Source organism: Nocardia sp. NPDC050712 (assembly GCF_040654295.1).
Classification (GTDB): Bacteria; Actinomycetota; Actinomycetes; order Mycobacteriales; family Mycobacteriaceae; genus Nocardia.
The window spans coordinates 984,975-999,048 of record NZ_JBFAHT010000002.1 but is presented as its reverse complement, the minus strand read 5'-3'; the positions used below and the strand labels follow the sequence as shown (position 1 = coordinate 999,048).

General features: G+C 65.6%; 27 protein-coding genes. 1 reads left to right on the top strand and 26 read right to left on the bottom strand.

The features are described 5' to 3' along the window. Positions 1-116 precede the first annotated feature (116 nt). The 24 genes from AB0H76_RS15130 to AB0H76_RS15015 form a co-directional block, all read right to left on the bottom strand. On the bottom strand, positions 117-665 hold the full coding sequence (locus AB0H76_RS15130; protein ID WP_357323054.1) for a hypothetical protein: 549 nt from the start codon (positions 663-665) through the stop codon (positions 117-119). Between the two features lie 427 nt (positions 666-1,092). Further along, complete coding sequence (locus AB0H76_RS15125; protein ID WP_357323052.1) at positions 1,093-1,887, bottom strand: cutinase family protein; 795 nt, start codon at positions 1,885-1,887, stop codon at positions 1,093-1,095. Between the two features lie 97 nt (positions 1,888-1,984). Beyond that, on the bottom strand, positions 1,985-2,434 hold the full coding sequence (locus AB0H76_RS15120) for a MarR family transcriptional regulator (protein ID WP_357323049.1): 450 nt from the start codon (positions 2,432-2,434) through the stop codon (positions 1,985-1,987). Then, on the bottom strand, positions 2,431-2,880 hold the full coding sequence (locus AB0H76_RS15115; RefSeq protein WP_357323046.1) for an HNH endonuclease: 450 nt from the start codon (positions 2,878-2,880) through the stop codon (positions 2,431-2,433). The genes AB0H76_RS15120 and AB0H76_RS15115 overlap by 4 nt, the downstream gene beginning before the upstream one ends. Continuing rightward, a complete protein-coding gene (locus AB0H76_RS15110; protein ID WP_357323043.1) occupies positions 2,877-3,632 on the bottom strand; it encodes a hypothetical protein in 756 nt (251 codons plus the stop codon). Before AB0H76_RS15110 ends, AB0H76_RS15115 begins: the two co-directional genes overlap by 4 nt. Next, positions 3,629-4,474: a PD-(D/E)XK nuclease-like domain-containing protein gene (locus AB0H76_RS15105; protein ID WP_357323040.1), complete on the bottom strand. Its 846-nt coding sequence runs from the start codon at positions 4,472-4,474 to the stop codon at positions 3,629-3,631. Before AB0H76_RS15105 ends, AB0H76_RS15110 begins: the two co-directional genes overlap by 4 nt. Continuing rightward, the gene (locus tag AB0H76_RS15100) at positions 4,474-4,704 is read right to left on the bottom strand and encodes a hypothetical protein (RefSeq protein WP_357323037.1); all 231 of its coding nucleotides are present in this window, start codon (positions 4,702-4,704) and stop codon (positions 4,474-4,476) included. The genes AB0H76_RS15105 and AB0H76_RS15100 overlap by 1 nt, the downstream gene beginning before the upstream one ends. Continuing rightward, complete coding sequence (locus AB0H76_RS15095; RefSeq protein WP_357323034.1) at positions 4,701-5,372, bottom strand: hypothetical protein; 672 nt, start codon at positions 5,370-5,372, stop codon at positions 4,701-4,703. The genes AB0H76_RS15100 and AB0H76_RS15095 overlap by 4 nt, the downstream gene beginning before the upstream one ends. Next, positions 5,369-5,734 carry a transposase family protein gene (locus AB0H76_RS15090; protein ID WP_357323031.1) on the bottom strand — a complete coding sequence of 122 codons (366 nt, stop codon included), beginning with the start codon at positions 5,732-5,734 and terminating at the stop codon, positions 5,369-5,371. Before AB0H76_RS15090 ends, AB0H76_RS15095 begins: the two co-directional genes overlap by 4 nt. Then, a complete protein-coding gene (locus AB0H76_RS15085; protein WP_357323028.1) occupies positions 5,731-6,006 on the bottom strand; it encodes a hypothetical protein in 276 nt (91 codons plus the stop codon). The genes AB0H76_RS15090 and AB0H76_RS15085 overlap by 4 nt, the downstream gene beginning before the upstream one ends. Next, positions 6,003-6,194 (bottom strand): hypothetical protein, encoded by a 192-nt coding sequence (locus tag AB0H76_RS15080; protein ID WP_357323025.1) that lies wholly within the window; start codon positions 6,192-6,194, stop codon positions 6,003-6,005. The genes AB0H76_RS15085 and AB0H76_RS15080 overlap by 4 nt, the downstream gene beginning before the upstream one ends. Continuing rightward, positions 6,191-6,478 (bottom strand): hypothetical protein, encoded by a 288-nt coding sequence (locus AB0H76_RS15075; protein ID WP_357323022.1) that lies wholly within the window; start codon positions 6,476-6,478, stop codon positions 6,191-6,193. Before AB0H76_RS15075 ends, AB0H76_RS15080 begins: the two co-directional genes overlap by 4 nt. Beyond that, positions 6,471-6,770: a hypothetical protein gene (locus AB0H76_RS15070; RefSeq protein ID WP_357323020.1), complete on the bottom strand. Its 300-nt coding sequence runs from the start codon at positions 6,768-6,770 to the stop codon at positions 6,471-6,473. Before AB0H76_RS15070 ends, AB0H76_RS15075 begins: the two co-directional genes overlap by 8 nt. Beyond that, positions 6,767-7,060 (bottom strand): hypothetical protein, encoded by a 294-nt coding sequence (locus AB0H76_RS15065; RefSeq protein WP_357323017.1) that lies wholly within the window; start codon positions 7,058-7,060, stop codon positions 6,767-6,769. The genes AB0H76_RS15070 and AB0H76_RS15065 overlap by 4 nt, the downstream gene beginning before the upstream one ends. Next, entirely contained in the window at positions 7,057-7,254 is a 198-nt protein-coding gene (locus tag AB0H76_RS15060) for a hypothetical protein (RefSeq protein ID WP_357323014.1), read from the bottom strand. The genes AB0H76_RS15065 and AB0H76_RS15060 overlap by 4 nt, the downstream gene beginning before the upstream one ends. Then, entirely contained in the window at positions 7,251-7,607 is a 357-nt protein-coding gene (locus AB0H76_RS15055) for a hypothetical protein (RefSeq protein WP_357323011.1), read from the bottom strand. The genes AB0H76_RS15060 and AB0H76_RS15055 overlap by 4 nt, the downstream gene beginning before the upstream one ends. After that, entirely contained in the window at positions 7,604-8,113 is a 510-nt protein-coding gene (locus AB0H76_RS15050) for a hypothetical protein (protein ID WP_357323008.1), read from the bottom strand. Before AB0H76_RS15050 ends, AB0H76_RS15055 begins: the two co-directional genes overlap by 4 nt. Then, the gene (locus AB0H76_RS15045) at positions 8,110-8,325 is read right to left on the bottom strand and encodes a hypothetical protein (protein WP_357323005.1); all 216 of its coding nucleotides are present in this window, start codon (positions 8,323-8,325) and stop codon (positions 8,110-8,112) included. Before AB0H76_RS15045 ends, AB0H76_RS15050 begins: the two co-directional genes overlap by 4 nt. A 67-nt stretch (positions 8,326-8,392) precedes the next feature. Then, positions 8,393-8,914 (bottom strand): hypothetical protein, encoded by a 522-nt coding sequence (locus AB0H76_RS15040; RefSeq protein WP_357323002.1) that lies wholly within the window; start codon positions 8,912-8,914, stop codon positions 8,393-8,395. 185 nt (positions 8,915-9,099) lie between these two features. Beyond that, complete coding sequence (locus AB0H76_RS15035) at positions 9,100-9,453, bottom strand: hypothetical protein (RefSeq protein ID WP_357323000.1); 354 nt, start codon at positions 9,451-9,453, stop codon at positions 9,100-9,102. Beyond that, the gene (locus tag AB0H76_RS15030; RefSeq protein ID WP_357322997.1) at positions 9,450-9,797 is read right to left on the bottom strand and encodes a hypothetical protein; all 348 of its coding nucleotides are present in this window, start codon (positions 9,795-9,797) and stop codon (positions 9,450-9,452) included. The genes AB0H76_RS15035 and AB0H76_RS15030 overlap by 4 nt, the downstream gene beginning before the upstream one ends. Further along, positions 9,794-10,639: a BRO family protein gene (locus AB0H76_RS15025; RefSeq protein WP_357322994.1), complete on the bottom strand. Its 846-nt coding sequence runs from the start codon at positions 10,637-10,639 to the stop codon at positions 9,794-9,796. Before AB0H76_RS15025 ends, AB0H76_RS15030 begins: the two co-directional genes overlap by 4 nt. After that, a complete protein-coding gene (locus AB0H76_RS15020) occupies positions 10,636-10,818 on the bottom strand; it encodes a hypothetical protein (RefSeq protein ID WP_357322991.1) in 183 nt (60 codons plus the stop codon). The genes AB0H76_RS15025 and AB0H76_RS15020 overlap by 4 nt, the downstream gene beginning before the upstream one ends. Then, positions 10,815-11,054 (bottom strand): helix-turn-helix transcriptional regulator, encoded by a 240-nt coding sequence (locus AB0H76_RS15015; RefSeq protein WP_357322987.1) that lies wholly within the window; start codon positions 11,052-11,054, stop codon positions 10,815-10,817. The genes AB0H76_RS15020 and AB0H76_RS15015 overlap by 4 nt, the downstream gene beginning before the upstream one ends. 116 nt (positions 11,055-11,170) lie before the next feature. Here AB0H76_RS15015 and AB0H76_RS15010 point away from each other — a divergent pair, with 116 nt between their 5' ends. Beyond that, entirely contained in the window at positions 11,171-11,614 is a 444-nt protein-coding gene (locus tag AB0H76_RS15010) for a helix-turn-helix transcriptional regulator (protein ID WP_357322984.1), read from the top strand. On the opposite strand, the gene AB0H76_RS15005 is transcribed toward AB0H76_RS15010, so the two are convergent. After that, positions 11,523-11,981, bottom strand: a complete 459-nt coding sequence (locus AB0H76_RS15005; RefSeq protein ID WP_357326277.1) for a hypothetical protein — start codon at positions 11,979-11,981, stop codon at positions 11,523-11,525. The two genes, AB0H76_RS15010 and AB0H76_RS15005, sit on opposite strands and share 92 nt — an antisense overlap. Before the next feature lie 583 nt (positions 11,982-12,564). Next, positions 12,565-14,043, bottom strand: a complete 1,479-nt coding sequence (locus AB0H76_RS15000; RefSeq protein WP_357322982.1) for a recombinase family protein — start codon at positions 14,041-14,043, stop codon at positions 12,565-12,567. Positions 14,044-14,074 lie beyond the last annotated feature (31 nt).

Genomic DNA, 14,074 nt, shown 5'->3' with positions numbered 1-14,074 from the left:
CTCAATTCTACCCCAGTTACGTGACAGCACTCGACTTGCGATGTCACGAATGCGCGTGTCGGACAACATTTTTGAGGTACAGATCTGCACACGCTCGCACCCGCTAGCAACCGCCATCACGGCACCTCCGATGAATCACCAGATGGCCGCACGGAATTCGGTTCACTCCCCGGCGCAGACACATCGTCGATGCCTTGGCGCTCCATCTCTGGAGCGTCCTCGCGGTTGTCCGAATCCATATCCGCCGTGAGGACCTCGACGGCCTCCAGCACGAGTGGGCCGCCGATGCGTCGAAGCTCCAACGCCAAGCACTGCCGAAGAAACGGACTGGCCACATCCTGTGCCGAATTCAGAGCGCCCCGAAAATGGTTGGGATTACGCCACACTCCGCAGTCGCGAATGAAGTTGCGGATCAACACCTCGAACGTCTTCAGATCCACAACCACGCGGTCCACCGCGGACAACAGGGCGAGGTCTTCCATCGCCGACCGCTCGGTGGTGTCCAGCGAACCCGCGGCCCACTTCGCGGGCATCAGCGGAAGGACTCCCGCGCTGCTGGTCGGACCAAGGATGAGCATCTCGGCGAACAGGGCGCGCGCCGAGGCCGGCAGGGCGCGGAACTTGTCGTCCCGCAACGCTGCGCGGAGAACGTCATCGCGGGGCATCACGACACCTCGCAACGCCGGCGGCGCTCGTCGAGCAGGCCGACCTGACGATCGCGAATCTCAGCATCAGTGAGCCCCTGATGAGGGGCGGCTAAGATAGCTGGTACCTCGCCTTCTATTTCTGGCAGGAATGGAGCGTGGTAGGCCCCGGCATTGGTGTGTCCAGCACCGTCGGGGCCGTTCCTTATTCTAGCGGAGTTACCGCACAGCATTGTTTCCGCGAGTTTGTGAATCTTCGTATCTCGCAGGGGTTTTGCGGTCAACGGACTGTCCGCTGACCGGTTAACGGACAATCCGATATCCACCATCCAGCAACCCGCACAGAGGCCGGGCTCAGCGTTTCCTATTGCAGGCCACCATGTTTCCGCGTCCGCCGGAAACAGAGTGTCCTGCGGAACCAGTTTCGGAAATTCGAAAACCCGCGCCATCACGACACCTCCCGGTTGATGCACTCGGCGAGGCGCTGGCAATGCCCGTGCAGGACGTAGTCGTTGGTGTGGCGCCCGTCGACCACATAGCCGCGGGCGTAGGCGATAGCGCCGTTCCAGGAGCGCACGTTCTCCCACGACCACCAGCGCTGCCACCGCCCATGGATGGCGTCTTTCACAAGCTCCGCACCCCACCGGTGGGCGGCGACAGGGTCGTCGATCGCCATGAATTTGGTGAAGTCCGCGATGCTGCGCAACGGATTCCCCGCCGGCAGTGCGGTGATCGGATCGCCTTCAGCCGCGGCCCAAAAGGTCGGGACGCCACCGATCGCGCGAGGCCCGGAGATACCGAACCCCGACGCTGGCATCACACCGGGCATCCCGGCGCCGGGCATGCGCATCGGGTCCGCGATCAACGCACACGCCCGCACCCGCGACATGCTGTGACCGATATCCGCGGCAATGTCTCCAGCAATACCGGCACCTTGGCTGTAGCCCCCGATGACGATCGGGCCCGGACTCGACTTGATCGCCGCCCGCAACGCTCGGCGTCCAGCCGCACGGCTATCCCCGTAGGACTGGCCGGCGCCATAGGTAGCCGGGTACTCGATGAAACCGAACGCGAACCGCTTCGGGTCCAGGTGCTTGGCGAACGTCTCGGAGATCCCGTCGCCGCCGCGGCCCCAACCGGTGCCGCCCAGCCAGAGAACGTTGATGGTCATGATGCGGCTCCTTCGACAGGGCAGCAGCTGCCAGTCCGATCCAACGGTTGATGGCAGGTCCCGCAATGCCATCCCAGACACGGGGTTTCGGATGTTCGGTTGGCGTGGCGTGTGCAGCGCACGTCGTCACAGCCGGGTCGGCCCTGATAGGCGGTCATGACGGGGGTGGTCATGCCGCACCCCCAGATGCCTCGGTGTGCGCCACCAGCACCTCGAGCAGCCTCGCCAACGGAGGCAGTTGGTGGTCGTCGAGTCCGTCGAACACCAGGGTTTGTACGAGCTTCTGGTAGCCAGGTGTGGCCTCGGCGACAACAGCGTGCCCAGCCTCGGTGAGGACCGCGCGGACACCGCGCCCGAACGCTGGACGTTCACGCCGCACCCAGCCGGCTCGCTCCAACTTGTTCAGCACATGCGAGAGCCGCGACAGCGACCCGTGGGTTTGCTCCGCCAGCACGACAAGCCGCACGCGATGACCTGGTGTTTGCGACAGCGTCGACAACACGCGGTACTCGAAATGGGTGAGACCGTCGCTGCGGTGCAGGTGTGAGTCGATCTCCGCTGGCAGGCGGGATGTCAGTGTGACCAGGCTCTGCCACACACGTTGTTCGATCGGGGTCATGCGGCACCTCCGACCGGCTCCAGGCCGCCGTCATCGGAGAGCAGCACGACACCGTGCAACGCCGAGTGGATCGCTACCGCCGATGGTTCGGCGTTGCGCAGCACCAGCCAGCCGTCCTCACGGGCAGCGTTGCGGTAGGACTCGATCCATCGATGGCAGTCACCGCAGAGCAAGACCAGCGCGGACACGAGGTTGACGCGAGGGTCACGCGTTCCACCCATACCGCGCGGGATCCGGTGATGCACCTCGGCGTCGATCGGCACCGAACGGCCGCAGCGTTCGCAGCAGCCGCGGGCCCGATCCTTGACGAGGATGATCGTGGTCGGGTGCGCACCGGTGTAGCGGCGCTTCGGCTTCGGCGGGGAGACGGGTTTCGGGGCCGGCCTGTTGGCGAAGCCCATGACAGCGTCCTTGGCCATGTTCTGCAGGGAGGGTTGGACGCTCACTCCGGATCACCGCCCTCGGGGTCCGCCTCGACCTGGTCAGCCTCTTCGTCTGCCGACGGCGTCTCTTCGACCTCCACGTCCACCCACTCCTCGGCAGGCTCCGGCTCGAGCGCCTGTTCGGGTTCCTGCGGGGCGGCGATGATGTCGGCGGCCGTCACCCGCTCCGAGGTGGCCTGGGTGGGGCCGATGTCGCGCAGCTCGTTCGGGTCGTACTCGATGCCGATCAGCAGCTCCGGCGCGGTTCGGCGGCAGGTCTCAGCGAGCGCGCGGGCGTAGAGCATGTTCGTCGGCTCGGTGCGGTACTTCTCGTTGCGCTTCTCGTAGCCGGCCTTGCGGACACGTTCCATGTCCCACACCGATTCCTCGTCCTGCTCGTCGCTGTCGGCGTCGGCGCGGCGCCCGCGCACGACGGCTCGTTCGGCGGTGGTCTCGACGGTCCAGACCTTGTGGCCGTGGGCGAGGAGCACGGCGCGCATGGTGCGTGCCTCGAGGGAGGGTTTGCCGTGGATGACGATCACGTTCTGCAGCGACTGCACCGCGTCCAAGCCGAGCTTCTGCCCGAACAGGATCGCGACGGCACCGTCCTGGGGTTTGCCGCGGTAATCCTTCGGCGCGAAGGTCGTCTTGCACAGCGACTGCGCCAGCCGGTATGCGGCGTCGAGCGCAGCGACCTGGTCCTGCAGGCTGACCACCATCGCGCTGGTCAGTGCGACAGGCGAGTTGCGTTCGGGCACAGCGATGTCGGTGCTCACGCGAGCGACTCCTCATCTTGATAGGCCGACCACTTGGGCAGGCTCAGGTAATGGATCTCGTTCGGGTAGCCGGGCCATTCACCGGTGGTGTGGCACTCGGCGAAGATGTCGATGGCGCGCCGGTTCAGCTCGCGACCGCGCTGTATGTCGTGTTCTTCCAGGCCGATGACCGACACGAGGTAGGGCGGGTTCTTGTCCTGCACCACGAACAGCAGGTCCGGTTCGTAGTCCAGATCGAGGACCGCTTGCAGCCCTTCGCTGTACCAGGGTTGTTGCTGGTGGTAGCCGTATCTCGCTGCCGAAGCGGCGAACGCGCGCGGGTCGGCGGATCGGCTGGATTTGTAGTCGACGATCAGCTTGCGGCCGTCGCGGGTTTCGGTGATGTAGTCCGGTCGGAACCGCAACATGACACCGGTGGCCGGGTCGATGTGATAGCCGGACTGTTCGGCGAGGCCGCGGCTGAGCAGCGCACCGGCCAACGGATGCGCGCGGACCGCGGCGGCCATAGCGCGCACGGCGCTGTAGTCGTGGCTCAGCAGCGGCGTCGAACCCTCGGCGTAGCACTCCTCGCGTTCTTCCCTCGCCGCTTTGCTGCGCCAGTCCTCGTGCCGCACCTCGTGTATCGGCGCGCCGACACCGAGCACCAGCGAGTGCGCGGCATGGCCGACGTCGAAGTAGTCCCGGCGCTCGGGCGGGCTGTCCTGCATCCACCGGAACGACGCCGGCGAGTACGGGGGCAGCAGCTTCCGGGCACCCGAGGAAGACAGCGAACCGCGGTCCGCGTGATAGACCTCCTCGGGCACGGCATCGTAGAGGCCAGGTTCAGTGGGAGCCTGGTCCATCACAGCACCTCGTCTCGCGGATCGAATTGGTCGCGCCGGTAGTGGTCCGGCCGCGTGGGGAACAGGCGCGCGGGTCGGAGGAACGCGATGATCTCGGCGGTGTTGTGGCGGCCGGCGGTGAAGGTGCAGCCGGTCTCACCCTCGTCGCCGATGGTCAGGCGAACCGAGCCGTCAGGATCACGCGCCAAACGCAGACGCGAGAAGCCATCGGAGAGAAAAAGTTCGCTCATGTTGTCGCCCCGGGAATCTCGAGGGCGAGGATCCGTGCCTCGGTTTCCGGCGCGATATGCGTGCGCGCCAGGTGGACATCAGGGCTGCCGATGCGGCGGATCGTGTCCTCACTGAAGCCGGACATCGCCCTGATCTGTTTCAGCGTCAGGCGCGCTCGCAGCAATTTCACGTGCTCGCGGGCGGGACCGACTGGCACCTGTCCGAGCAGGCAGTGCGTGCAGCGCTGGTTGCCGTTCGCGCGGCGGGCGAACGTTGCTCCGCACTCGCACTCCACAATCGGCGGTGCGCAGTCCTCAACAGTGACAGCGAGGATCGCGTCCACCGTGCTCTGCAGCGAGGTCTCGCTACGCAGGATTTCGCCGACTGTGTGGTTTCGCAGGCCGGCGGCGAGCGCGATCCGTGCCAGCGAAATATCGTGCGCATCCCGCAAGGAGATGATGTGCCGCCGGGCCGGGCCGTTCCTGGCGAAGCGAGGAGTAGTCGGCGCCGGCGGGATGGGCGCGGGCTTCGGCTCGGCCAGCCCGAGCATCGCCAGCAGCTCGGCAGCGTCGGCGGTGTCGGTGGCGTAGTGGCAGACCGTCAGGGCGGCGCGTTCTCGCTCCTCGGCAGTGATGTGCTTCATCGGCCCCGTCACGGCGTCGAGATCCGCTGATCCGATGGTTGTCATTCGTGGCTCCCGCCTGCGCATGTGCCGCAAGAGATTTCGCCGTGCATGTCCAGGCCGCGGCGCACCGTCACCTGAGTCGGCCGCTGGCAGTAGAAGCACAGGATCGCGACGTTGGTGTCGAGGATCAGAGCGACGTTCGCGTCGGCCTGCTTCGAGGTCCGGCACGCCGGGCACTGACACGTCTTGCCTGCGGCGGTGTCATGGGTGACGTTGCGGTAGGTCTTGCCGGTGACGATGTTGTGGATCGTCGACGGGTGAGCTTTGAACAGGCGCGCGATCTCGGAGATATTCATCCGCTGGTGCTGGTCGATGATCTCGCGAACCTCGTCGTCGGTGAACCGGCGTTGCAGTTGCTTGCTCACCACACACCCGCCTCGTAGTCGAGACGTTCGGCGCGGGCACGGTCGCCGGCATCATCATCCGGATCGATCTCCGCACCGCTACCCCAGCAGGTAGGGCACTCCTCGTCCTCGAAACCGCCAGCACCAGCAGCGGATCCGCTGCCTTCGCAGTCGGAGCAGGCAATCGCGAACACGTGGATCTTGACCCACTCATGCCAGGCCACAGCACCGATCAGGCAGGCCGTCGCGACAACGACCACGAGGATCACGCCGTAGCAGAACAGGATCATCACAACGTCTCCTTCAACAGCAGGAGCGACAGCTCGCCACCGATCAGGCGATGTGTCGGAATTTCGCTGACCAGCAGCGCGTCCACATACCGGCGAACATGCTCGAGGCACTGCCGGATCGCGGCATCCTCGGCCACATGGGCGCGCTCGTAGGCGATGGGGTCGATCACCAGTTTCGACGGATCGGTCATGCGCCGACCTCCGATTGGAATTGGATCAGCCAGGTGCGCAGCGTGTCTCGCACCCAGGGCCCGATCGATGCTCCGTCGCCTGTGTATTCACGGTCGGCGATGATCACCGTGCCGCCCTCACAGGACAGCTGTGCGCGCCGGGCTTCACCGTCCGCCGTCCACTGCACAGCCAGCCAACGCCCGCTGTAGGCGAACACGGTGGCGTCGCTGGAGATCTGGTTCATCACCCAACCGAGTTCGACAGCCTCGGCCGTGATCGACACACGCTCGGTCAGCTCAACCATCACCGGGCTCCTGGTTCGCGGGTTGAATGATCTGGGACTGATCGACGGGGATGAACGATGTGCCGGCGGTGTGCATGACAGCGCCGAGCTTGGCGGCGGCCTCGCACGCGCTGAACCAGGGCGCACCATCACGGTCCGGCCGCGTCGAGGGCCGGCGGAGGCGGGCCTGCTCGGCGTCCGTCATCGGCTGCGGCTCATCAGGATCCGGCTCGCTGGCGGGCAGCGTGGCAGCGTCGCTGAGCAGCCGCTCCATCCCCACCGCGACGACGCCGGCCAGCTCCGCCGGATTCACCGCTCCTCCTCTACGAAATCGAGGAGATTGGTGACCTTGTCATTGCTGAACCGCCAGCGATCCGGGAAGTCCTCGGGAACCTCGCGGATCGACGGATCCATCGGGTTGAGGACCAACGGCTGTCCGCAGCGGTTGGTCAGCGGGCGTCCGCGGGCGGCTTGGCGCGCCAACTCCGGCATATCCCCCGAGTTCAGCGGTACCGAGTTGCCGGTGATGCAGTCCGTACAGCCGCAGCCGGCTGGGTCGATGCCGACGGAGTTGTCGATGAAGTCGGTGTAGTCGCGGATCACTGGTGGCTCCTTCCGGTGTGCTCGTCCTCCCACTGCTCCGGGGTCAGCCACTCGCCCCACCGAGCGACCGCGGCCGGGTCGATATGTGCGACTTTCGGCCGGGCCAGATGCAGGCGCGTCTCCACCAGGACGCGTGCAGCGACCTCGGCGATGTCGGGCAGGTGCGGATGAGGGAGATGCAGATGCCTGCTCATGCCAGCAACCCCCGCCTGCGCAGGAGCGCCAGAAAGCCAGCGCCGCCATCCGCATTCCGCGCTGTCCGGCCCGGCGTCGCCGCGTAACCGCCGAGCAGCAACCACAGCTCGTAACCCAGCTCCGCCTCCCGCGACTGCCGGGGGCCGGGCTCCCCGTACACATCCATCAACCCCTGCGCCGCCCACAGGGCGTCCTCGCGGGTGCCGTTGAAGATGGCCGGGCGGACCAGCTCACCAACGAAAAGCGGGACCGAACCGGCGGGCCTGCGCAGCAAGTCCGCGACGAACGCCAGCGCGTCCTCCGGGACCGGGTCGGAAGCGGTTGGGATGGGGACGGTTTCGGGTGCGCTCATGCCGTCACCGCCCCGTCCGCAAGGCGCTTCGCGCGTCCGATGCACGACTTGCAGTCGACCTGCCCTTCGACGGCGGCCGGCTGAACGGACCAGGAGTAGGCGTCCGCTCTGCCACACACCGCCGCTACGCGGTCATCGTTGATCACGTAACCGTTCTTCTCGATGACGAGCGGGACCAGGTGCAAGCCGCGTCCCCCGCGCTTGGCCGCCCACGTGTGGCCGTCGAGTTTCGGGCGCGGCTCCACACCCCACTTCGGCGTGTGGGTGGTGCAGTCGGCCATTTGGACGTCACTGCGCCGCTTGACCGTCATCCGGTAGCCGAGCTGCTCGTCCCGCCGACGAACGGCCGTAGGCCGCGAAAAGTCCTCCCACGCCTGGTCCTCGGTCGCGGTGTATTCCGTCAGCGCCCAGGCACACTCGCAGCCGCAGGGTGCGATGAGCACCCACATGCACAGGGATGCCGGGACCGGCTGGCCGTCGACCTCGTAATAGATGGTGGTGGTCATCGCGCCACCTCGGCGTTCAGCAGCGGCCACAAGCGGCGGGCACCGACCGTGTCCTGCGGCGCGTCCTCCAAGATCGCCGTCAGCACGAGCGTCCAGCCCTCGGCAGGCGAGTGAGCACGCACGTAGGCGGCGATGTCGTGGTCCACGGAACCCTTTGGAGTGGAAAGCAATTCGGCCAGTAGGCGCTGGCACGCGGGCGAATGAGTGCTCATCCGGTAAACTCGTTCCTCGTGTTGTGTTAGGCGGCCGTCGGGCGGGACCCCGGCGGCCAATCCCCGTTCAGGGGAGGTTGGGGGCACGCCCTGGCCCGCAGACGCCATCACCAGGTGACAGGCCAGGGCGTGCGACCTCACCGCGCGGAGCTACGTCAGCTCGCGGTGAGGGGGTCGGAGAGGTCAGCGCTTCGATAGCGCCTTGAGCGATGCAGGGCTTGCAGCAGGAGTTGATGCTCAGCCCGTCAGTGCAGCGGCCGGGCGCATAGACCTCACACGGGCCGGTGAGACGCTCCAGCGAATCCAGCACGATGAGAAGCGCATACGGGCGCAGCGCGGCGCAGTACTCGCCGACCTCGCCGCCGAGCATCCCGTAGACGTTGCCTGCCCAATCCCCCGAGCCGCCGAACGGCCATCCCGGTTCACGGGTCGCGGCCTCGGATCGCTCGGCCAGGTCCCGCAGGTGAGCAGTAACTCGCCTCGCATCGGCGCGACGCACAACCTTCGCAACTTCCTCGTCCGACACCGACGCACGAAGGCGACACGCTTCCGGGGTGCCGAGCGAGGACGCCTCGATCAGCTCCTCCATCGAGGGTCGGGGGTGGGACACATCCCGGGCGGGCGAAGGGGGGCCGCCTGCCTCGGGATGTGCCCCGTCCTCGCCGCGGGCGGGGTGGGGTGCCGCCGGCGAGGAGTCGATACCCGCACGCGACGCGTACGAGGAGCTGGAAAGACCTGTAGCAGCCCAGATGTCACGCAGAAGCTGACGCAGACTCATGCCGCACCGTCCTTGGGGCCGCAATCGCCCTCGTGGCCGCGCGGCTTCCGGCAGCTCTGCCGGTGACCGCAACAGCTGCACGGGTAGCCACGCGCGCAATCGCCATGGAGCGAGCCGTATTCATCGACCGCGATCAGGTCATGGCTGTGATGCTGCTGAGCGAACAGGAGTAGCCCCTGCGGGTACTGCAGGTCGTAGGCGTAATCACTCAAAAGGTCGAGCGCAGGCTCTGCCGCAGCAAGCGCAGCCAGGTGCGGGATCAGCTGTTGGATGGTGTCCCCGCCGTGGTTCCAGCCGAGGTCGCAGTCCGTCTCGCACGTCAGGCAGCGGAGATCCCAATGGTTGCTCATGAGACCTTCTCCTCGCCGTCGGCGGGCCACACGATGGGAGCCGAGCGCTGGATGATCGCGGTCGCGCCGTAGCTCTCGATCAGCCGCTTCAACCGCCGCGCCGAGGATCGCGCCCGATACTCACGCTCGGTCGACGGCCAAAAGAAGGCGTCGCCGGTGTCCTTGCCGTACCGCTCGACCCACTCCGGGGCCGGCGCCCAACCTTCGGGCTTCCAGTCGCGGTTGATCAGGTGGCAGATGTCCTCGACCGGGCAGACCGTGCAGGTCTTCACGCACTTCGCGTCGGGACGGAACGCGCCCTTGGGGTAGGCCGTGATGCGGACGCGGTACAGGTACTGCTTCATGCGGCATCGCCGCCGTCGAGTTGGAGCTGCATCGGCAGCCCGCATTTGCCGGCGATCTGCAACGCGAACTGCTGACGGACATACAGCGTCTGCCGGACCTGTCCGTTGTGATGGCGGGGTGCGTCATGCTGCGGACGCAGATCGAACCAGTCCAGATACTTCGCGTAGGCGCGGTACTCGAACTCTTCGACCTTGCGGCCCAGAGTTTTCGAGTAGCGCACCCCCAACGACACCCGATAGATCAGGCGGTACTCGACCAGCAGCGCGTACGCCTCCGGCTGAGTCAGTCCGTGCGGGGCACCCCACACCTTCACCGTCGCGGCGTCACCGTTGGCGATGTACCGATCGTGGTAGGCGATCGCCGGCGCGGCCGACTCCAGAGCGGCGGCCATGACCGCCTTCTCTTCCTCGGACTCCAACACCATGCGGGCGAGGTCGGCGCGCGTCAGCAACTCGGCACGAGCCTGCGGCGCAACCTCGGCCTCGCGGGTGCGGATTGCGAAATACTGTTGTGCCGCAGCAATTTTCGGCTTGCGGGGGTCGCCGTTCATCAGCACCATGTACGCGCCGAAGCGGGACAATTCGTAGTCTTCGCTGTGGATGCTGCCGCCCTGTGGCCGCTCGACCAGCTTGCTGGCGTCGACAACGTGGCTGGTCAGGTCCAGATTCTGGTTCTGGATGGCGATCTTGGCGCGGTCGATCGCGCCGACGAAGTTGCGCCACGACTCGTACTCCACGACCTTGCACAGCTCGCGGGCCAGCCAGTACTCAGAACCGTTGGGCCGGACACGGCGGATCTCATCGAACGAGGAGGCGTCAAACGGCATCAGGCCGGAGTTCATGCGGCACCTCGCTGCGCCGACTCCTGCGCGCGGCGGCGGTCGGACCGTTCGAAGGCGCGCATCATGCGCACGGCAGCGTCCATGCAGCCGGGCCGGTAGTTCGCGACCTGCGCGTCCAGCCAGTCCGGGTCGATCGCGATGCCGTCGCGGATGATGGGCGGGCGCTTCGCGGTGCTCATGACGCCCTCGCCCGGCGACGCGGCGGGAGGAAGTCCGCCGGGTCGACGTCGATGACCTCGGCGATGCCTTCCAGGTCGGCGATGGTGAGGGGGTAGTGACAGTTCATCCGCCGGCTGAAGGTCGCATTGGGAACGCCGATTTGATCGCCGACGAACTCTTCAGTCTTTCCAGCGGCCTTGATGGCTGAGCGGACTCGCGCTGTGACCTGTTGCGTCCAGGTCTGCCGTGTCTCCATATAGAGACTGTATCTCCATTTGGAGACGTTAGCAACCGTCCAGCGCGGTCTTCAGGCGACTAGGCGTCAATGATGTCCGCTTGCCCGCGTCTCCAAATGGAAACTAGGCTGGACCAATGGCTACCAACGCACGAGGCACGGGCGCGCTTACAGAGGCGGTCGCGGAGGAGATGCGAGCGCTACTCGGCGCACGTAACATGAACCAAGCCGCATTAAGCAGGGCCACGGGAATTCACAAAGCGACCGTGTCATCCATGCTCAACGCTCGGACCGCAATCGACGTAGAACAGATCGCGGCCATCGCCACCGCCCTCGGTGTCGACCCCTCTGAACTAATGCGTTCAGCCCTTGAGCGGTACCACCGCATCATCGGCAGCAACCCCGGCGCGGACGATTCGGATGTGGGGCCGCTGCTCACCTCTACAGGCAGCGTCATGGCCCGATCCACCGACGAACAACACGCGGAAATCACGGAGTGGGCTCGCTCCAGAGCGGAGCAGGCTCGAGGATCGAGCACGCCCAGCCCTCCCCGGGAACCCTCATCCACCGAGGACCCTTAGGTCCGTCGAGCCGAGCGACTTCCGCCTGCCGCAGTATCTCGCTGATCTGCAGGGCGGTCGCGTCTTCGCATGGCACCGCGACCACCCCGCCGGCGTCGAGGACCATGACGAATCCCACACGGAAGTAACGACACTCGCGCTCGGCCGTCACCCGGCCGAGCGGGGCCGCTACTTCGATGCCCGCCTCTGCCATGGCCGCGACGAAGCCCACGCTGACGTCGTTCAGTGATGGAGGCAGGGAGGTCACCAGCTCCCTGTCGCTGGATCCGGAATCTGCGGTCATGTCCTGACCTGTAAACGAGCGCTGCCTTGCGTCGGCATCGAAGTCCCTCTTCGCTGTACTGAAACCCAAACTGTAGCCGCCCATCTGGAGACTACTCGAACACTAGTGCGATGCGCCCAGGCGGCGCGGGTGCGCGCCGAAATCTCCTCGGACGACTGGCGAATGGACGGCGATGCGACAGGCGGAATCGGGCGGAGTCGGGGGCGGAGTGCCAGGGACTGGGACACTCCGCTATCAACCGGCGATGCCGCCCCGACGCGACATTGCCGTTTCGATTCAAATTCGATTCAACCCTGACACAACGACATTCGCGTCAGGTTATCTTCGTTAAGCTAAGGTTCCGCGTTCACGGACACCCTCCCAGTTACTCGGAAGATTGAGATGCATTATGCGTCAATCGTTTGACTCTGGATCATAGAACGCCCTTGGCACAGCGCCTAGAGGTTCCGCGCTTAAACCGCTGAAAATTTCCAACTGGCACATCGGTTGATCAACGGCAAACATCCAGCAAGACATCGCAATTGGGCGTTCGCCCGGACGTCTCAATTGCGACATGCCGTGCGCACCAGGCTGACCCCGGCGCACCGCAAGATCGAATAGAGGATATCCGGCAAAGGGCAGGACATCTTTAGCAAATAGTGGTGCGACTGTGCCGGTTTCGAGCAATTCAGGTCACCGTTCCATTACGTGGCTGAACCGTTACACCCACGTCGGCGCTCCGCCCCCGCGTCTCGCATGGGCGAATGGTCACCACGGCGGTCGCACGAATGACCGCGCGCTTCTCCATCAAGTTGCGAGTCGCCCAGCGTGCTCGCGCATCAGGTCCGAAGCTGTCGCGGACCAAGGTGTCCACCTTCGCGGTCGCCGACGAGATCCGATCCTGCGCTTCAGCGATCTGCGTCTCCAACTCCTCGACGTAGGTCGCCACCGAATCCGCTGACATCCGCCTGCGCGCGGCATCCCGCATGAATGTCGTCACCTCCGCACGCAATTGTTCGATCGTCGCCATCTCGACATCGACCGACACTTGCCCTCCGTCGCCCTCCTCGGCTGCCGAAAGCAGCGCCAATGCGTCGGGCTTCTCAAGCCACCGCATCAACACTTCCTGCACGTGCACGTCTACCTTCGCGACAGCCCGCGAAACATGGCTGGCTTCTTCGCACCGATAGATCTCCAAGTAGCGATCACCTGACTTGACCCGCCGGAAACAGATCGCCCCCCGCTTCTCAGCCTTCACGCACACACCACAGACCGCGATATAGCTCAGGAGATGCGATGGTTGCGTCCCCCGAGTGGTTGTCTTCTCCCGCTCGAGGGCGCTCGCCAGCCGTGGCATCAGGGCTGGATCCAGTGCAGGCTCCCACGTGCCTTTGCCAAGGACCTTTTCGTCGTGGACGTACATCCCGAACGTGCTGGGGTTTCGCAGTATCCGGGCGACATCCTCCGGACGGAACGCGCCGACACCACCAGCCTTGATCCATGCGGGTTTCAGCGTGCGGCTGATGTTGCTGAGGCTGGCGACCGTGATGTCGGGATCGAGTGCCATGTCGGCGGCTCTCGCGAGTACCCGCACCTGAGCCGGGACCGGTTTGCGGCCAAGCGATTTGCCGGTGCGTGGATCGCGGTCGATCCGATATCCGGCGCCGGCCTTTCCGTGCGGTTTGAGTTCGGTACGGTTGTCCGACAACGCCCTCAGCACTCGCTTGCGTGTCTTGCCGACCTGCTTCGCTCCATCAAGGATGTCCTGCCACACGCGGTTTCGATCATCGTCGTCGTCCATGTCGTAGACGTGGCCGCCGTAGTAGAGCAGGACGCCGCGGGCAGCGAGCAGGTCGCAGAAGGTGCTGAACTCGCTCATGGTTCGCGTGATGCGCGATGGCTCCCACACCACCAGTACGTCACCCGCGCGCAGGATCTCCGGGAGCTTGGCGAAGTTCTCGCGTTCGCGTTTGCTGAACCTCGAGGCACCGCGGTCGTTGTCCTGCAGGACAACACCGACGGTCCAGGCTTCGTACTCGCAGTCCCTCCTGCAGCTCTTGACTTGCTCGCGGCAGGAGCGCCCACCCGCCTCGTCTTTGCTGACCCGCGCGTAGATGATCGCCCGCAGGATGGAGATTGCCTTTATGCCCCCGGAACGTGCTGTCACGCAGCCGATTCTAACAGGCGGGGTTATCTAA